16 protein-coding genes are annotated in these 17232 nt (G+C 60.6%); 10 read left to right on the forward strand and 6 right to left on the reverse strand.

Annotated features, from left to right (window positions below; genetic code table 11):
- Positions 1-172: 172 nt before the first annotated feature.
- The 5 genes from fabB to KGB21_RS23510 all read right to left on the reverse strand — a co-directional run bounded on the left by fabB (position 173) and on the right by KGB21_RS23510 (position 7123).
- Positions 173-1393 (reverse strand): beta-ketoacyl-ACP synthase I, encoded by a 1221-nt coding sequence (gene fabB / locus KGB21_RS23490; RefSeq protein ID WP_007957797.1) that lies wholly within the window; start codon positions 1391-1393, stop codon positions 173-175.
- A gap of 11 nt (positions 1394-1404) precedes the next feature.
- On the reverse strand, positions 1405-1920 hold the full coding sequence (fabA, locus tag KGB21_RS23495) for a 3-hydroxyacyl-[acyl-carrier-protein] dehydratase FabA (protein WP_003179264.1): 516 nt from the start codon (positions 1918-1920) through the stop codon (positions 1405-1407).
- 247 nt (positions 1921-2167) lie between these two features.
- The gene (locus KGB21_RS23500) at positions 2168-4069 is read right to left on the reverse strand and encodes an ATP-binding protein (protein WP_034146167.1); all 1902 of its coding nucleotides are present in this window, start codon (positions 4067-4069) and stop codon (positions 2168-2170) included.
- A complete protein-coding gene (locus KGB21_RS23505) occupies positions 4066-4998 on the reverse strand; it encodes an ABC transporter substrate-binding protein (protein WP_223506877.1) in 933 nt (310 codons plus the stop codon). Before KGB21_RS23505 ends, KGB21_RS23500 begins: the two co-directional genes overlap by 4 nt.
- A gap of 1 nt (position 4999) precedes the next feature.
- The gene (locus KGB21_RS23510) at positions 5000-7123 is read right to left on the reverse strand and encodes a TonB-dependent receptor plug domain-containing protein (RefSeq protein ID WP_223506878.1); all 2124 of its coding nucleotides are present in this window, start codon (positions 7121-7123) and stop codon (positions 5000-5002) included.
- Positions 7124-7318: 195 nt separating this feature from the next.
- On the opposite strand from KGB21_RS23510, the gene KGB21_RS23515 reads away from it, so the two are divergent.
- From KGB21_RS23515 to KGB21_RS23560, 10 genes are all read left to right on the forward strand, one after another.
- Entirely contained in the window at positions 7319-8344 is a 1026-nt protein-coding gene (locus KGB21_RS23515; RefSeq protein ID WP_223506879.1) for an NAD(P)H-dependent glycerol-3-phosphate dehydrogenase, read from the forward strand.
- A gap of 30 nt (positions 8345-8374) precedes the next feature.
- On the forward strand, positions 8375-8722 hold the full coding sequence (locus KGB21_RS23520; RefSeq protein WP_034146171.1) for a DUF4389 domain-containing protein: 348 nt from the start codon (positions 8375-8377) through the stop codon (positions 8720-8722).
- Positions 8719-9174, forward strand: a complete 456-nt coding sequence (gene sixA, locus KGB21_RS23525; protein ID WP_034146172.1) for a phosphohistidine phosphatase SixA — start codon at positions 8719-8721, stop codon at positions 9172-9174. The genes KGB21_RS23520 and sixA overlap by 4 nt, the downstream gene beginning before the upstream one ends.
- A gap of 164 nt (positions 9175-9338) precedes the next feature.
- The gene (locus KGB21_RS23530) at positions 9339-10994 is read left to right on the forward strand and encodes an AMP-binding protein (RefSeq protein WP_034146173.1); all 1656 of its coding nucleotides are present in this window, start codon (positions 9339-9341) and stop codon (positions 10992-10994) included.
- Between the two features lie 32 nt (positions 10995-11026).
- Complete coding sequence (locus KGB21_RS23535; protein ID WP_034146174.1) at positions 11027-11470, forward strand: hotdog fold thioesterase; 444 nt, start codon at positions 11027-11029, stop codon at positions 11468-11470.
- Between the two features lie 250 nt (positions 11471-11720).
- Complete coding sequence (locus KGB21_RS23540) at positions 11721-12527, forward strand: alpha/beta fold hydrolase (RefSeq protein ID WP_034146175.1); 807 nt, start codon at positions 11721-11723, stop codon at positions 12525-12527.
- Complete coding sequence (locus KGB21_RS23545) at positions 12524-13378, forward strand: alpha/beta hydrolase (RefSeq protein WP_223506880.1); 855 nt, start codon at positions 12524-12526, stop codon at positions 13376-13378. The genes KGB21_RS23540 and KGB21_RS23545 overlap by 4 nt, the downstream gene beginning before the upstream one ends.
- Positions 13379-13428: 50 nt before the next feature.
- A complete protein-coding gene (locus KGB21_RS23550) occupies positions 13429-13566 on the forward strand; it encodes a hypothetical protein (RefSeq protein WP_155292697.1) in 138 nt (45 codons plus the stop codon).
- An 8-nt stretch (positions 13567-13574) separates the two neighbouring features.
- The gene (locus KGB21_RS23555) at positions 13575-14381 is read left to right on the forward strand and encodes a DUF4892 domain-containing protein (RefSeq protein WP_034146177.1); all 807 of its coding nucleotides are present in this window, start codon (positions 13575-13577) and stop codon (positions 14379-14381) included.
- A gap of 69 nt (positions 14382-14450) precedes the next feature.
- Positions 14451-15491 (forward strand): AI-2E family transporter, encoded by a 1041-nt coding sequence (locus tag KGB21_RS23560; RefSeq protein WP_223506881.1) that lies wholly within the window; start codon positions 14451-14453, stop codon positions 15489-15491.
- Positions 15492-15636: 145 nt separating this feature from the next.
- On the opposite strand, the gene KGB21_RS23565 is transcribed toward KGB21_RS23560, so the two are convergent.
- Positions 15637-16953, reverse strand: a complete 1317-nt coding sequence (locus KGB21_RS23565; RefSeq protein ID WP_223506882.1) for a putative porin — start codon at positions 16951-16953, stop codon at positions 15637-15639.
- Between the last annotated feature and the right edge of the window lie 279 nt (positions 16954-17232).

A 17232-nucleotide genomic window follows, 5' to 3' on the forward strand; every position in this document is an offset into this window, starting at 1 on the left:
GCTGGCGATGGCGATCTCGAGGACACCATCGCCAGCAAGCCGGCTCCTACCGTGGGATGGGGTACATCCGTGGAATCAGGGCGGCCTATCAAATCCGTCAGCGATTTTCTGGGCAAAAAAAAACGCCCCGAACCAGTCGGGGCGTTTTCATGTGCGGCTCAGCTGCGGGGAATTACTTACCTTCCCAGCGCTTCAGTACCAGCGTGGCGTTGGTGCCACCGAAGCCGAAGCTGTTGCTCATCACGGTGTTGATGGTGGCGTTTTCGCGGGTCTTGGTCAGCACCGGCAAGTCAGCCACTTCTGGGTCCAGCTCGTCGATGTTGGCGGAACCGGCAATGAAGTTGCCTTCCATCATCAGCATGCAGTAGATCGCTTCGTGAACGCCGGCGGCGCCCAGGGAGTGACCTGACAGGCTCTTGGTGGAGCTGATGGCCGGAGCCTTGTCGCCGAACACTTCACGCACACCCTTCATTTCCGCGACGTCGCCGACCGGAGTCGAAGTGCCGTGGGTGTTCAGGTAGTCGATCGGAGTGTCGACGGTGGACAGCGCCTGCTGCATGCAGCGGATCGCGCCTTCGCCGCTTGGGGCGACCATGTCGTAGCCGTCGGAAGTCGCGCCGTAGCCAACGATTTCCGCGTAGATCTTCGCGCCACGAGCGAGAGCGTGTTCCAGCTCTTCAACCACGACCATGCCGCCACCGCCGGCGATGACGAAACCGTCACGGTCAGCGTCGTAGGCACGGGAGGCTTGCTCCGGGGTGTCGTTGCGCTTGCTGGACAGTGCGCCCATGGCGTCGAACAGGAACGACTGGCTCCAATGCTCTTCTTCACCGCCGCCGGCGAACACGATGTCCTGCTTGCCCATCTGGATCTGTTCCATTGCGGTACCGATGCAGTGAGCACTGGTGGCGCAGGCAGACGCGATGGAGTAGTTCAGGCCCTTGATCTTGAACGGAGTGGCCAGGCAAGCGGAAACGGTGCTGCTCATGGTCCGCGTTACGCGGTATGGGCCGACGCGCTTGACGCCTTTCTCGCGCAGGATGTCCAGCGCTTCCATCTGGTTCAGCGTGGAGGCGCCACCGGAACCGGCGATCAGGCCGGTACGCGGGTTGGACACTTGCTCTTCGGTCAGGCCGGAGTCAGCAATAGCGTCTTTCATGGCCAGGTAGGCGTAAGCCGCCGCGTGGCCGACGAAGCGATAGATCTTGCGATCGATCAGTTCTTCAAGGTTGAGGTCAATGGAGCCGGAAACCTGGCTACGCAGACCCATTTCGGCATATTCCGGGTTGAACCGGATGCCAGGGCGGCTTGCACGCAGGTTAGCGGAGACGGTCTCTTTGTCATTGCCCAGGCACGAAACAATGCCCAGACCAGTGATAACGACGCGGCGCATGCGAATAACCCTTAGAAGTTGTCAGTGGAGGTGAAAACGCCGACCCGGAGGCCTTCGGCGGTGTAGATTTCGCGACCGTCGACAGTGACCGAACCGTCGGCGATGGCCAGGTTCAGCTTGCCTTTCAGGACGCGCTTGATATGGATGTTATAGGTGACTTTCTTGGCGGTCGGCAGAACCTGGCCGAAGAATTTCACTTCGCCCGAACCCAGCGCACGGCCGCGGCCCGGCAGGCCTTGCCAGCCCAGGAAGAAGCCGACCAGTTGCCACATGGCGTCGAGGCCCAGGCAGCCCGGCATCACCGGATCGCCTTCGAAGTGGCAGGCGAAGAACCACAGGTCCGGAGTGATATCCAGCTCGGCGACCAATTCACCTTTGCCGTACTTGCCACCTTCTTCGCTGATCAGGGTGATGCGATCAACCATCAGCATGTTCGGGGCGGGCAGTTGCGCGTTACCTGGGCCGAACAGCTCACCGCGACTGCAGCGCAGCAGGTCTTCCCGGGTAAAGGCGTTTTGTTTGGTCATGCGAGCTCCTCAATAGTCCCATGCGGCAGGTGGGGCAAATCTTCCCGGCCGATCGAAGCGTTCATGCCTCGAACCGGCAGCCTACTCATAGACTATTGCGTTGTGGTGAAAGTCACAGCACCAAGGACATGAATGTACACTTGTGCACTGAAATTTTTATTCAAGCCCCTTTTCGGGCCTGTTCGGGTGCCTAAGACTGCCGCACTTTCGCCTTTCACGCCAGTCGCAGATGCTCGAAAGGCCTGTACTACTGCACCCAGCGTTGCAGAATTTGCTGCAGATCATTGCGTTTGAAAGGCTTGGCCAGGTAATCGTTCATTCCCGCCGACAAGCAGGCTTCGCGATCGCCCTGCAAGGCATTGGCGGTCAGGGCGATGATCGGCAAGTCGGTGCAGCCGGGCAGTTGGCGGATCAGTCGAGTGGCCTCGTAGCCGTCGATGATTGGCAGTCGGCAGTCCATCAGGATCGCTTCGAAAATCAGACTCTCGGCGCTGCGCACGGCCTGCGCGCCATCAACAGCGACGCTGACAGTAAAGCCCAGACTGCGCAACATTGCCTCAATGACGGTCTGGTTGACCGGGTTGTCCTCGACCAGCAACACATTGCGCCCTTCACCATCACCGTTGCCGCTATGCGCGCGGGGTGTCAGCACCGGCAACGGCTGCTGATGGAGCGCCAGCGGGATTTCCAGAGTGAACACCGAGCCTCGACCTTCTTCGCTCTGGGCGCGCAAGGTGCCGCCCATGCGTTCGGCAAGTGTGCGGGCAATCGGCAGGCCCAGGCCGGTGCCACCGTAACGCCTTGAAATGGAGCTATCGGCCTGCTGGAACGCGTTGAACATCAGTTCCAGGCTTTCGGCCGGAATCCCGATCCCGCTGTCGCGCACGGTGCAAGTGAACCACAACAATTCGTGATCCAGCGATTGCCACTGCGGTTCGATGGAAACGCGACCCTGCTCGGTGAACTTCAGTGCATTGCCGACCAGGTTGACCAGAATCTGCCGGATCCTCGTCGGATCGCCCTGAACCTGCAACGCACGCATGTCCTCGGGGATCAGCAATTGCAGATCCAGTCCGCGCTGTGCGGCGCTGTGCTGGAATGACTGGGCGCAACTGCCAATCAGGTCCGCGAGGTTGAACGGAATGTGTTCCAGCTCCAGTTCCGAACGTTCGATACGCGAGAAATCCAGAATGTCGTTGATGACTTTAAGCAGGTGTTCAGTGGACTCCGAGGCCAGCGCCGCGTACTCCACTTGTTCCTCGGTCATGTCAGTGGTTTCCAGCAACTGCAGCATGCCCAGCACGCCGTTCATTGGCGTGCGCAGTTCGTGGCTCATCATGGCGAGGAAGTCGGACTTGGCGTTGTTGGCTTTTTCCGCTTCTTCGCGGGTCTGGATCAGTTGCGCCATGGCCTGATGCTGCTCACGGCTGGCCTGTTCGAGTCCGCTGGCGAGGTTGTTGATGTGTTGTGACAGCGCGCCCAATTCGGTGTCGTCGACGATGGGCAAAGGTGTTTTGTAGTCGCCTTCCTGGATCGCCTTGACCGCGTTGCCGATGTCGCGGATCGGCTGCGACAGGCTTCCCGCCAGGCGTCGTGCGAGCAGGAAGGTAAACAGCAGGGCGAATAGCGCCAGAATGCCGGCCTTGAGCAGGATCTCCTGCTGGCGCTGGCTGAATGCATCGTTGGACAGGCCGACGATCACCCGGCCCAGGTAATCTTCGGCGAGGGCAGTGGTGGCGGTCTTGCTGTCCTGAAAAAAGTCATTGTGCAACGGGATCCGTTGCAAGCGCACGGGCGCCTGGAACACTTCCACCTGATGGGGACGATTGTGGTTTGTCGACGGTTGCTCGACGTACACGAGAATCCGGTTGGCGCTGTCCTGAATCTCCAGAAACCGCACGTTGGGGGTGGCCAGCGTGGCCTTGAGCAGACTTTCAAGCACCTCGTTATTGCCCGAAATCACCCCGTACTCGGTGGCCGGAGCCAGTTGGTTGGCGATCAACTGGCCGGTGTGGTTGAGCTCCTGGCGCAGATCCTGGATCCGCACGAAGGTGAAGAAGCTGATCAGCAACAACGTCAACAGCAAGGCCGGGCCCAGACTGATGAGCTGGGTCCGGGTGTTGATATCCCAACGGCGACGGAAGGTCATGGGCGGCGTTCTCCTTCAGCCAACAGGGTTGCGACAGACGCTTCGTCTATCTGTTCCATACCTAATGAACGAGCCACTTGCGGGTTGCTTGAGACTTTGAAGAGCGGCGGGTAATGCGCCCGTGGCCAAGAGGCCGGTGGCTGGTCGAGCAGCTTGTCGAGAATCGCCAGCCAATCGCTCTGATCGCTGTAGGTGCTGGCCAAGCTTCCAGCCCTGACGAACCCGGCATTGGGGCCGATCAGCGCCAGTTGTCGGGAATAGCTGCTCAGTAGCAAATTCTTCGCGGTTTTCGAGTTGTACAGATCGGGGTCATCGAGGCCCAGCAGCACATCGCTGTTTTTCAGCAACGTCTGTAATGGACGGCTGTCGTGGGTGTTGTCCCAGCGCTCGGTGACCAACTCAAGACCCAGCGGCCGGGCGGCCAGGCGTAAATCCTTCAAGAGGAACTCGCTGTGGCGGTCGTACAGCACGCCGATCCGTCTGGCCTGGGGCAGGAGGATTCGGATCAGACGCAATTGGCGGTCCAGAGGTGGATCGCTCCAGAGCAAGCTGAGGTGCGGGGGCAGTGCTTCGCCCAGGTGTTCTCGTGCTTGCAGGCGGCTGATGCGCAATACCAGCGTCGCCGGGCCCTGGGCGTCTTGCAGGCGCCAGTCGAGGCTCGGCAGGTCGAGCAAAATCAAACGGGTATCGCCGGGCAGTTTGCCTGGCAGCGGCATATCGGCCAGTGGCCGGAAGCGCACGCGATCAGCGGGTCGCAACTCGCGCAGCGCCTCGGTGAAAGATTGCACGCCGGCGCTGTCTTCGACGCCGGTCAGCAGAATGTCCGCGGCGTTGGTGGTCACGCTCGCCAGCCATCCGCTGACCAACAGGCACAGCATGGCCAGCAGATGGCCAAAGGTTGGCGGCTTGCGTGGCGGACTGTGTCGCATCTTAAAACGCCAGCTCCGCGCTGAAATACATCACTCGACGCTCGTCGTAGTTGTTGTCGACGAAGGTGGTGGGCTGATTGTCCAGGCGTTGCTGGAGCACGCCAGCCAGTTCCAGGTTGGCCTTGCCCAAGCGAATGCGTTTGGCGATGCGAGTGTCGACCCGTTCGAAACGGTAACCGTTGAGCGCGTCGTCCCCATAATAGAAGAGTGCGCTGTTCCAGCCCTGACCCCAGTCGCGCATCCAACCGGCGGAGCCGCTGTTGCGCGCAGTCTGTTGCGCATCCTGCGGATTGCTCGCGTCGGCATCGACGTAGGCATAGGTCAGGCGCAACCGGTCTGTACTGCCGATTCGCCAGTCAAGTTGGGTTTCCGCGCCGGAAAAGCGTGCGGTGTTGCTGTTACTGGCGATGAACTGATTGTTGCGTAGCGGCTCGCTGACCATGCCGGTGATTTCGTCGTAGAACAGCTTCACATCGACCGCCAGTCCCACCTCGGCAAAGTAGCCGTTGTAGCCCAGTTCCCGGGAACGCATGTGTTCTTGATCGAGATCGCCGGGGCCACGGGTCCTGACGAAATAGCGGGCACTGGACTGACCATAGGCGGCGGGCTGCAACTTGGTGACCCGGTAACTCCAGTTGACGCTGTTCTCGAACATGTCCGGCGAACGGATGGCTTCCGAGTACACCGCCCGCAACCCGTGGCGCGGGTTGATCAGGTAATTGATCGCGACCCGCGGGGTCAGCGAGCTGCCGATCAACTGCGTGTCTTCATACATGGCTCCGCCCTGCAGCAGCCAGTGTTCGGTGGCGCGCCACTCGAGTTGGCCGAAGGTCCGCCAGGTGGTGTCATCAAGCGTGCCATTGAAGTAAGTCTCGGAATCTGCCCGGTCGTAACGATAGTTCATGCCGCTGACCAGCCGCAGGCTATCGGACAGGCTCAGGGTGTCCTGCACTTCAAGATCGTAGCGCGTTTCCCGGGTGCTCTGGTCGATGTCGCCGCACACGGTCTGACTTGCGCCGTCACGCCATTGATCGAGCACCTGATTGGCCAGCGACTGCTCGGCGGGGGTGCCGGCCGGTGCACCAGGACCGGTGAAACGCGTGATGTTGCGGGCCAGACGTTCGGTGTAGTTCGGGTTCATTTGCCAGAGTTCGGTCAGTTGCGGGCTGAACGAAACTTCGGCGTCGCAGGCGCGCCATGTTTGCTGGCGATCCCAGTGTTGGGCCGAACCCTGGATATAAAGGCGGTGGTCAGGATTGATGTCCAGATTCCAGCGCAATGATCCGGCGTAATCCTTGGCAATGACGTCGGCGTCGTTGCCCGCGCGGGTAATCCCCGGGAACACCGGCCGGTAGGTATAGGGCCGCTGGTTGGTGCCGTCCTTGGCATTCAATTGCCAATCGAGGCTTTGCCGTTCGTCGAGGCTCTGGCTGACGGCGAGATTGAAGCGCTTGAGGCGACGACTGTCATGGTAATCAGCGCCTGTTCGGTCGGTGTCGAAGCCGTCGTCTTGCTGGCCGGATAGCGACAGGCGCAAGTCGCCGTCATCCCAGCCGACACCCTGGCTGGCGTAGAAGTCGTTGATGCCACGCTGGCCGCGGGTGACTTTCATCCGCGTGCCGTGGGTTTCGGCCGGGTGGCGGGTGATGACATTGACCACCGCCATCAGCGCATTGGCGCCGTAGCTGACGGTATTCGGGCCACGGAAAACTTCGATGCGCTCGATGTCTTCCATGGCCACCGGAATGTCGCTCCAGTCCACCGTGGCCAGGCCGGCGCGGTACACCGAGCGGCCATCGATCAACACCTGCATGCGCCGCGCTTGTGTGGCATCGGTGCCGTGATAGTTCACCGCCGCCTGATTGCCGGTAATGTTGCCAACCATCATGCCCGGCACCAGTCGCAACACTTCGCTGATGTCCCGCGCACCGCTGGCGTTGATCAGGGCGCTGTCGATCACCGTCATGCTTCCCGGCACGGCGGCCGGCGACTGCTTCAGGCGCGTGGCCGTCAGCACCTGCGGCAGCGGTTCGCTGTCGAGGAACAAGTCATCGGCCAGCAACGGCGAACTGAAGACCAGCGCCAGTACCAAAGGCGATCGGGGTGACGGAGCAGCCAGAGACACAACACATCCTTGTTAACGATTGGTGGCGCGCATGTTAACCGAGCGCGGTGACTTTTCCAGTCACGATCTCTGCGTTTTCCCAGGTTTTATGGTGCTTGTTTACTAATACGCCGCTAATTGACGCGGGGGCTGGCCGCCACTGGGCCGCTCCGTATAATGCCGACATCGCCATTGCTATGGATTAACGGATTACATATGACTGAACAGCGCCCGATTGCGGTCCTGGGAGGCGGAAGTTTTGGTACCGCCGTGGCAAACCTGCTGGCCGAAAACGGGCATCAGGTCCTGCAGTGGATGCGTGATCCCGAACAGGCCGAGGCCATTCGGGTCAATCGCGAGAACCCGCGCTACCTCAAAGGCATCAAAATTCTGCCGGATGTGACGCCGGTCACCGATCTGCAAGCGACCCTGGAAACCTGCGACCTGAGTTTCGTCGCGCTGCCCTCCAGCGCGTTGCGCTCGGTGCTGGCCCCGCATGCCGAACTTCTGAGCGGCAAAATGTTGGTGAGCCTGACCAAAGGCATTGAAGCCCATACCTTCAAACTGATGAGCCAGATCCTCGAAGAGATCGCCCCGCAGGCGCGCATCGGCGTGTTGTCCGGGCCAAACCTGGCGCGTGAGATCGCCGAGCATGCGCTGACGGCGACGGTGGTCGCCAGTGAAGACGAAGAGCTCTGTGAGCAGGTCCAGGCAGTGCTGCACGGTCGCACCTTTCGCGTGTACGCCAGCGCCGACCGTTTCGGCGTGGAGTTGGGCGGTGCGCTGAAAAACGTCTACGCGATCATCGCCGGCATGGCCGTGGCGCTGGAGATGGGCGAAAACACCAAGAGCATGTTGATCACTCGGGCGCTGGCGGAAATGACCCGCTTTGCGGTCAATCAGGGTGCCAACCCGATGACGTTCCTCGGCCTGGCGGGCGTGGGTGATTTGATCGTCACCTGCTCCTCGCCGAAAAGCCGCAACTATCAGGTCGGGTTCGCCCTCGGCCAAGGCCTGAGCCTGGACGAGGCGGTCAATCGCCTGGGTGAAGTCGCCGAAGGCGTGAACACCCTCAAGGTGCTCAAGGCCAAGTCTCAGGAAGTCGGCGTGTATATGCCGCTGGTCGCCGGGCTTCACGCGATTCTGTTCGAAGGGCGCACGCTGGAGCAGGTGATCGGCCTGCTGATGCGGGGCGAGCCGAAAACCGATGTCGATTTCATTTCCACCAGCGGTTTCAACTGAGCCCTCTACTTATCTGGAACGGAGCAAGACATGAGCGATCAAAAAGTAGAAGCCAAATACGAATCCATCCTGCTGCGGGTGCTGTGGATGATCGTGTTCGTGCTGGTCTGGCAAGTGGCGCAGTTCATCCTTGGCGCTGTGGTGCTGTTGCAGTTGATCTATCGTTTGATTTATGGCGCGCCGAGCGCCAGCCTGATGAATTTCGGCGACAGTCTCAGCCAGTTTCTGGCGCAGATCGGTCGTTTCGGCAGTTTTCACAGCGACCAGAAACCCTGGCCGTTCGCCGATTGGCCAACGCCGCGTACGCCGGAAGGTGAAGCGCCGCACACCGTGCCGCCAGCCCCGCATCCGGCCCGAGATGAGGAACCCAAGCTATGAAACTCTGGGTATTGCGTCATGGTGAAGCCGTACCACACGGCTCCCGTCCCCACGATTCCGAGCGGGAGCTGACGGAGCACGGTCGAAAAGAAGTGCTGAGCAGCGCCGCAAAGTTGATCGGACAACCGCTGACGGCCATCTATGCCAGCCCGTACCTGCGGGCACAGCAAACGGCGCAGCTGGTGCGCGAAGCGTTGGGTTTCGAGCCGGAAATCCGCACCGTCGAATGGCTCACTCCGGACACCGATCCGGACAAGGTGGCCGAGCAGATGGTCGCGGTGAGCGATGTGCTGCTGGTCAGTCACAACCCGCTGGTGGGGAATCTTCTGAGCTACCTGCAACATGGCGCCGGCCATCCGCCGGAGCGGGTCAGTACCGCCGGACTGGCGGAGCTCAAAGGTGATGAACTGCTGGTCGGGTCAATGAAGCTCGACAGCATCAAGCATCCATAAAAGCAAAGATCGCAGCCTTCGGCAGCTCCTACAGGGTTCGCATCCACCTGTAGGAGCTGCCAAAGGCTGCGATCTGTTGATCTTATTTTTACTTACAAATAAATAACCAAGCACTTGCTTGGTTGACTACGCTTGCTCCAGAACAAAAATAAGGAGCGAGTCGCATGTCTGCTGCTTTTCGGTTGCCGCTGGACGTCTTCTACGAGCGGGAAGCCCGTCATCCCCGTCAGCGCTTTCTGGTCCAGCCCATCGGCGGCGGGGAAGTCGAGACCCTGACTTGGGCCGACGTCGGCCATCAAGCCCGCTGCGCTGCGCATTGGCTGCGTGCGCGGGAATTGCCCCAAGGCAGCCACATCGCCCTCATTTCCAAAAACTGTGCCCACTGGATCATTGCCGATCTGGCGATCTGGATGGCCGGGCATGTCTCCGTGCCGCTCTATCCCAATCTCACCGCCGAATCGGTGGCCCAAGTGCTTGGGCATTCGGAAGCGGCCCTGGTGTTCATCGGCAAACTCGACGACTGGCCGAGCATGTCCCTTGGGGTTAGCGCGGAGTTGCCGACCATCAGCCTGCCGCTGCATCCGCCGGGTACTTTTGATTACAGCTGGGCCGACCTGCAAACGAGTTCGCCGATCCAGGACGATCCGAAACCCGGCGCCGATCAACTGGCGACCATCATCTACACCTCCGGCACCACCGGCATGCCCAAAGGCGTGATGCACAGCTTCGGCAACCTGGGGTTTGCCACCACCCGCGGCACGCAATTGTTTGGCCTCAATGAGTCGGACCGACTGCTGTCGTACCTGCCGCTGTGTCATGTTGCCGAGCGGATGTTCGTCGAACTGGCGTCGATCTACACCGGGCAAACCGTGTTCTTTGCCGAGAGCCTCGATACTTTTTTGACCGACTTGAAACGCGCGCGACCGACTGCTTTGTTTGGCGTACCGCGGATCTGGACCAAATTCCAGATGGGCGTCTACAGCAAGATCCCGGCAAAGCGCCTCGACTTCCTGCTCGGGCTGCCCATCATCGGCAAGCGGGTAGGGCACAAAGTCCTTGCCGGGCTGGGGCTCGACGCTTTGCGCGTGGCGCTGTCCGGCGCCGCACCGGTGCCGCAGACGTTGCTGCTGTGGTATCGCAAGCTCGGTCTGGATGTGCTGGAGGTCTACGGCATGACCGAGAGCTGCGGCTACTCGCACATTTGCCTGCCGGGCCAGAACAAACCGGGCTGGATCGGCAAGCCTTGCCCGGAGGTCGAAGTACGGATTGACGAGTCGGGCGAGGTGTTGGTGCGCAGTGGCGCGACCATGCTCGGGTATTTCAAGGAACCGCAGAAAACCGCCGACACCATCACCGAGGACGGCTTCCTGCGCACCGGCGACAAGGGCGAGGAAGACGCCGAGGGCAACCTGCGCCTGACCGGGCGGCTGAAGGAAATCTTCAAGACCAGCAAGGGCAAATACGTCGCCCCGGCACCCATCGAAAATCGCCTGGCGGTGCATTCGCGCATCGAACAGGTGTGCGTGGTCGGCGATGGTTTGCTTGCGCCGCTGGGCCTGTGCGTACTCTCGGCGGTCGGGCAACAGGAGGCGCGTGCAGGATTGCATTCGAGCCTGGAAAAACTGCTCGAAGAGGTCAACGGCGCCCTCGATAAACACGAACGCTTGCGCCGTCTGGTGGTGGTCAAGGACAGCTGGGCGGTGGAAAACGGTTTCCTCACGCCGACCCTGAAGATCAAGCGCAACGTGATCGAAGCCGCCTACGGTGCCCGCTTCGAAGAATGGAGCGAGCGCAGCGAGGCGGTGCTGTGGCAGGATTGAGTCACGAATAAAACCAACAAGGAACATTTGCGATGAGTCTGTGGCGCACCACTCCCAACATTGAACAGTTGAACGCGATCCAGAAAAACACCATCGGCGAAGTGCTGGATATTCGCTTCGAAGCGTTTGATGAAGAGTCCCTGACCGCGAGCATGGTCATCGACCATCGCACCCATCAGCCGTACGGTTTGCTGCACGGCGGTGCCTCGGTGGTGCTGGCGGAAAGCGTCGGCTCCATGGCCAGTTACCTGTGCATCGACGCCAGCAAATTTTACTGCGTGGGCCTGGAAATCAACGCCAACCATTTGCGCGGCCTGCGCAGCGGGCGGGTGACGGCGGTGGCCAGACCGATTCACATCGGCCGCACGACTCACGTCTGGGACATTCGCTTGACCAGCGATGAAGGCAAGGCCAGTTGCGTGTCGCGGTTGACCATGGCAGTGGTGCCGCTGGGTGAGAACCCGCCAGCGCGTTGAATGAAGTTTAACGGCAAATGAATTCCCCCGTGGCGAGGGAGCTTGCTCCCGCTGGGTCGCGAAGCGGCCCCCAACCAGAACCGACGGATTGACGACTGCTGCGCAGTCGGACGCGAGCAAGCTCGCTCGCCACAGGTGCAGTGGTCCATGGACATGGCCGGACTGTCATCATTCCTGTCAGTTACGGTCATTGCTCAAGAACGCGGTCTTGCGGACAATCGGGCTTTGTTTTCGTTGATGGATCACCGGTATGTCGCAACAGATATTTTTCGCCCACGCCAACGGGTTTCCTTCGGGCACCTACGGCAAGTTGTTCGCGGCGCTGGCGCCCGAGTATCAGGTGACGCATCTTGAGCAGCACGCCCATGACCCGCGTTTCCCGGCGGACGACAACTGGTACAACCTGGTGGATGAGCTGATCCATCACCTCGAACAACAGCCGGAACCGGTGTGGGGCGTCGGCCATTCGTTCGGCGGCGTATTGCACCTGCACGCGGCGTTGCGATGCCCCGAGCTGTATCGCGGGGTGGTAATGCTCGATTCGCCGGTGCTGACCCGGACCGATCAGTGGGTCATCCGTGCGGCCAAGCGCTTCGGTTTCATTGATCGCCTGACCCCGGCTGGTCGCACATTGGGGCGACGGGAAGAATTCGCCGACCTCGACAGCGCCCGCCGCTATTTCGCCGGAAAAACCCTGTTTCGCAGTTTCGATCCAGAATGTTTCGATGCCTACCTGCAACATGGATTGCACAAGGTCGGCGACAAGCTGCGCCTGCGTTTCGATCCGGCCACGGAAATCAGCATCTACCGTGGGGTGCCGCACACCAGCCCGGGCCGTACGCGGCAATTGAAGGTGCCACTGGCGGTGGTTCGCGGGCACAAGAGCAAGGTGGTGATGCGGCATCACGCCAGTTCGGTCGGGCGCATGCCGCAAGGCGAGTCCCTGAGCATGCCCGGTGGCCACATGTTTCCCCTCGAACGTCCGCAGGACACCGCCACGCTGCTGAAGAACCTTTTCAGCCGCTGGGACGGTCGCGGCCAACAGGATTGCGCATGAGCAACGTCGTCGAAGAGGTCCGCCTGAGCCTGCCGCACATTGAGTTGGCGGCGCACCTGTTCGGCCCCGAAGACGGTTTACCGGTGATCGCCCTGCATGGCTGGCTGGACAACGCCAACAGCTTTGCCCGACTCGCGCCGAAGCTCAAAGGCCTGCGCATCATCGCCCTGGACATGGCCGGCCACGGTCACTCCGGGCATCGCCCGGCCGGTGCCGGTTACGCCATGTGGGACTACGCCCACGATGTGCTGCAAGTCGCCGAGCAGCTTGGGTTGAAGCGCTTTGCCCTGTTGGGGCACTCGATGGGCGCAATTGCTTCGTTGATCATCGCCGGGTCGCTGCCGGAGCGGGTGACCCATCTGGCGTTGATCGACGGCGTCATTCCTCCTACAGACAAAGGCGAAAATGCTGCCGAGCGCATGGGCATGGCCCTGCAAGCGCAGCTGGATCTGCGGGAAAAACGCAAACCGGTCTACCACACCCTCGATCGCGCCATCGAAGCGCGCATGAAAGGTCTGGTGGCGGTCAGTCGCGAAGCGGCCGAACTGCTGGCTCAGCGTGGCTTGATGCCGGTGCCGGGCGGCTACACCTGGCGCACCGACAGCCGCCTCACGCTGCCGTCGCCGCTGCGTCTTACCACCGAACAGGCCATGGCCTTCGTCCAGCGCATCAGTTGTCCTGCAAAACTGGTGGTGGCTGCCGACGGCATGCTTGCCAAGCATCCCGAGCTGCTGGAGCGTCTACCCTTTAGCCGTGAACAGCTGCCGGGTGGCCATCATTTACACCTGAATGACGAGGCCGGTGCCGATCTTGTCGCAGACTGTTTCAATCGGTTCTTCGCCGTTCCTTGACTTGCGCCGGGCAACTGTCGAGGCTGGGCGGGTTGAAATGGGAGACAACCATGATAGATCTCTACACCGCTGCAAGTTACGACCGAAAGGAACACAGGTCCGCGGACTTCCTCAAAATCTACCCCGGGTTGCTGGTTTTCAAACGCACCGATGTCCTCAAGGGTGCCCAGGCCATGCTGATCCGATGAGTGTATCGATGCGTTCCCTCACTCTGCTGGCGCTGTGTACTTTCAGTCCTCTTTTATTTGCCGCCGATGTTCCGGGCAGTCAGGACTTGCCGATCGTGCCGCGCATGGCCGATGCGCAGATCGTCGACTATCGCCCGCCGGTTGAGCTTGAGCGGATCTACCCGCTCGGTTCGATCCGCAAGATCAGCGGCCAGTTGCGCTTCGACGGTCAGGTCAGCGCCCGCGGCAACGCCACCTCGGTGACCTACGAATTGCCCCCGGAGCATTCTGCAACCGATGCATTCACCGCCGCCCGCGAAGCCCTGCAGAAGCAGGACGCGCAGCTGCTGTTCTGGTGCCAGGCCCGTGATTGCGGTGAAAGCAGCCTGTGGGCCAACGAGGTGTTCGGTAACGCCAAGTTGTATGGCTCCGACAATGAGCAGGCGTATTTGCTATTGCGCCTCGCTGCACCCCGCGACAACACGTTGGTAGCGCTGTACAGCATCACGCGCGGCAATCGCAAAGCCTATCTGCACGTCGAACAGTTCGAAGCCAGCGCACCGCTGGGCGATTTGTTGCCGACCTCCGCAACCTTGCTGCGCGAGCTCAAAAGCACCGGCGAACTCGATTTCCCCAAACTGACCGATGCACCGGATGACACCTGGCTGCGCTTGATCTCCCGTGGCCTGAACCTGGACGCAACCTTGCGGGTCAGTATTTCCGGAGCCAATGCCGAAGCCTGGCGCCAGGCTTTGATCGGGCAGGGCGTGCGCGCCGCGCGCATGGAAGCCGGCAGCGCCGAAGGCTCTGGCCTGCATTTCCAGCTGCTGCGATAAGCTGTATCAGGTGAACGCGTTCTGCGCGTTCGCCTATTCTTTTGCGAACTGACTATTTTTGAGACTGGGATGATCAATAACGATCGGCTGTTGGTGCAGGTCCTGCTCCTGGTGCTGTTTGGCGCGAGCTTCTGGGTGATGGCGCCGTTCTGGTCTGCATTGTTCTGGGGGGCGGTACTGGCGTTTGCCAGTTGGCCGTTGATGCGTCTGCTGACCCGTTGGCTCAATGGCCGCGAGTCGCTGGCGGCAGCGTTGCTGACCGTGGGCTGGATGTTGCTGGTGGCGGTGCCGTTAGTGTGGCTGGGATTCAACCTGGCGGACCATGTGCGGGATGCCGTGGCATTCATCAAGGATGTGCAGGTCGATGGCTTGCCGGAAGCGCCGACCTGGCTGGGCAATATTCCCTTCGTGGGCGGGCGTCTGGTGGGCATCTGGGACAGCATCGACCAGCAGGGCGCGGCGATGATGGTGTCGCTCAAACCTTACCTGGGGCAGGTGGGTAACTGGTTGCTGGCGCGCAGTGCGCAGATCGGCGGCGGCATTCTCGAACTGACCCTGAGCATTGTCTTCGTGTTCTTTTTCTACCGCGACGGGCCTCGCCTGGCGGCATTTGTCCATGGCTTGCTGGAGCGCCTGATCGGCAAGCGGGCCGGGTATTACATCGAACTGGTGGCGGGCACGGTGCAGCGGGTGGTGAACGGGGTGATCGGCACGGCGGCAGCCCAAGCGGTGCTGGCACTGATCGGATTCCTGATTGCCGGGGTACCGGGGGCCTTGGTACTCGGCATCGTGACCTTCCTGCTCAGCCTGATCCCCATGGGCCCGCCGCTGGTATGGATTCCGGCCACCGCGTGGCTGATATGGAAAGGTGATTACGGAATGGCGGTATTCCTCGGGATCTGGGGCACCTTCATCATCAGTGGCGTGGACAACGTGCTCAAGCCGTACCTGATCAGTCGCGGCGGCAACCTGCCGCTGGTGATCGTGTTGCTGGGTGTGTTTGGCGGATTGATCGCGTTCGGCTTCATCGGCCTGTTCATCGGTCCGACGTTACTGGCGGTGGCCTACAGCTTGCTGACCGACTGGAGCAAGAGCCACGCGCGCGCATAAGATCGCCGCTGATTTCAGGAGAGGTTACTCGGGCGAGGGGAGCACAGACTCGCGTCGATCTGGCGGACGGATGATGGGGACCGTCAGACCAACGCCAGGCTGTAAAGGCGGCTCGGGCTTCCTTGCCCGAGTCGTGTAGCGGGAATCAGAACTTCGCTTCAGCATCCAGTTGCAGGGTGTTGATGTCCGAATCCTTGAGGGTGGCGTTGGTGTAGTCCGAGTTGGCCATGAAGTACGTCGCGCCAAGGGCGAAGTTCTTGTCCAGCTCGTAACTCACTTTCAACTTGCTGCCGCGTGAGCCGGTGAAACCGTTGGCGAAGTCGGAGTCGGTGAAGGCGCCCACTACGGAGTTACGCTGCACATCGCGGTAGTTGTAGTCCACGGCGATGCCATAGAACTTGGTCTTCACGCCGGCCAGCCAGGCAGTGTCCTGATCGTTACTGGCATCCTGGTTGTTGACGTACTGACCGTACAGCGAGAGCGGCATTGGCAGGCCGCCGATGTCGAGTTGACCAAAGCCTTCGTACAGCTTGAACTGTTCGCCCGGGCTGTTGCCGTTGATCGCCAGCTGTCCTGGGATAACGCCGGCAACCGGGGTGATGTCGTCATCATTGTCGTAGCCGTAGACGCTGCCACCCAGGGTCAGTTTCAGGTTGTCGGTGAGGGCGAAGCGCGCGCCCAACTGGCCAGCGTACAGGCGCAGATCGTGCTTGAACTGCACACCGTCGCCGTCGACGTTGTCCTTGAGGGTGTAGTGGCCGGCGCTACCGAACAGTTCGGTGCTGGCACCCAGTGGGTATTTGTAAGACAGCGACAGACCTTCCGGGCTGATGTCGCTATCCCAGATGACGTCGCCCATGCTTACCCATTGCTGTGGCATCTTGCCGCCAACGATGTGCAGGTTCTTGATGGCATCGGGGTGGTAGTCGACGTAACCCTGGTCCAGCCAGATCTGCTTCTTGTCGAAGTAGTTGTCCAGACTCTGGTTGGTGGAGCGAGGGTCGTCGTTGTTGCCGGTGGCGATACGGATGCCGGTGTCGACTTGCGGGTTGATTTCGCTGTAGGCACCCAGGCGGGCACGAATGCGCTGACGATCCTGGTCTTTATTGTTGGAAACGCCATCGTTGTGAACGGTTTCCTGACGGAAACGCACATCACCCTTGAATTGGGTCTTGGCAGCCCACGCCAGTTTCTGGTCGAAGGTGCTCAGTTCATTGGTTTTCTTCGCAGTGGCTGCGATCTGCTCGTTGGTCTCTTGTTGAGCCTGACGGGCGATTTGCTGGTCTTTCTGATCCCTAGCCAGCTCGGCTTGCAGTTCGGCGTACTGCCCATTGGTAATCGAGCCGTTAGCTTTAAGCATGTCGAGCAGTTTGGCGTCGACTGCGGCGCTGGCAGGAACACTCATGGCCAGCAGCAAGCCACCGCAAAGGGCTGCCGCAGTTTTCGTGGAAGCAAGACGCATATCAATCTCCGAAGATGAGAGTGGATGACTGAGCCATCCAGGACACAACCGACCGTTGAAAGGACGGAAAACAGTGGCCGGCCTTATAGCCCGGCGCTCTAAAAACAGGCGCCAGTATCGCGATGGTTTATTACAGTGCAGTGGCAATGTGATGGCATGTCGATGACGATACATATTCGTCGCGAACGGTTGATCTAGAGCGCTGTCATCGGATTTTTCATGTGCAATGCATGGCGATAGGCGATACTCGCGGGGCTTTCACGCCATGAATGAGTGAGG

This window comes from Pseudomonas sp. GL-RE-29, from assembly GCF_019947275.1.
Classification (GTDB): domain Bacteria; phylum Pseudomonadota; class Gammaproteobacteria; order Pseudomonadales; family Pseudomonadaceae; genus Aquipseudomonas; species Aquipseudomonas fluorescens_A.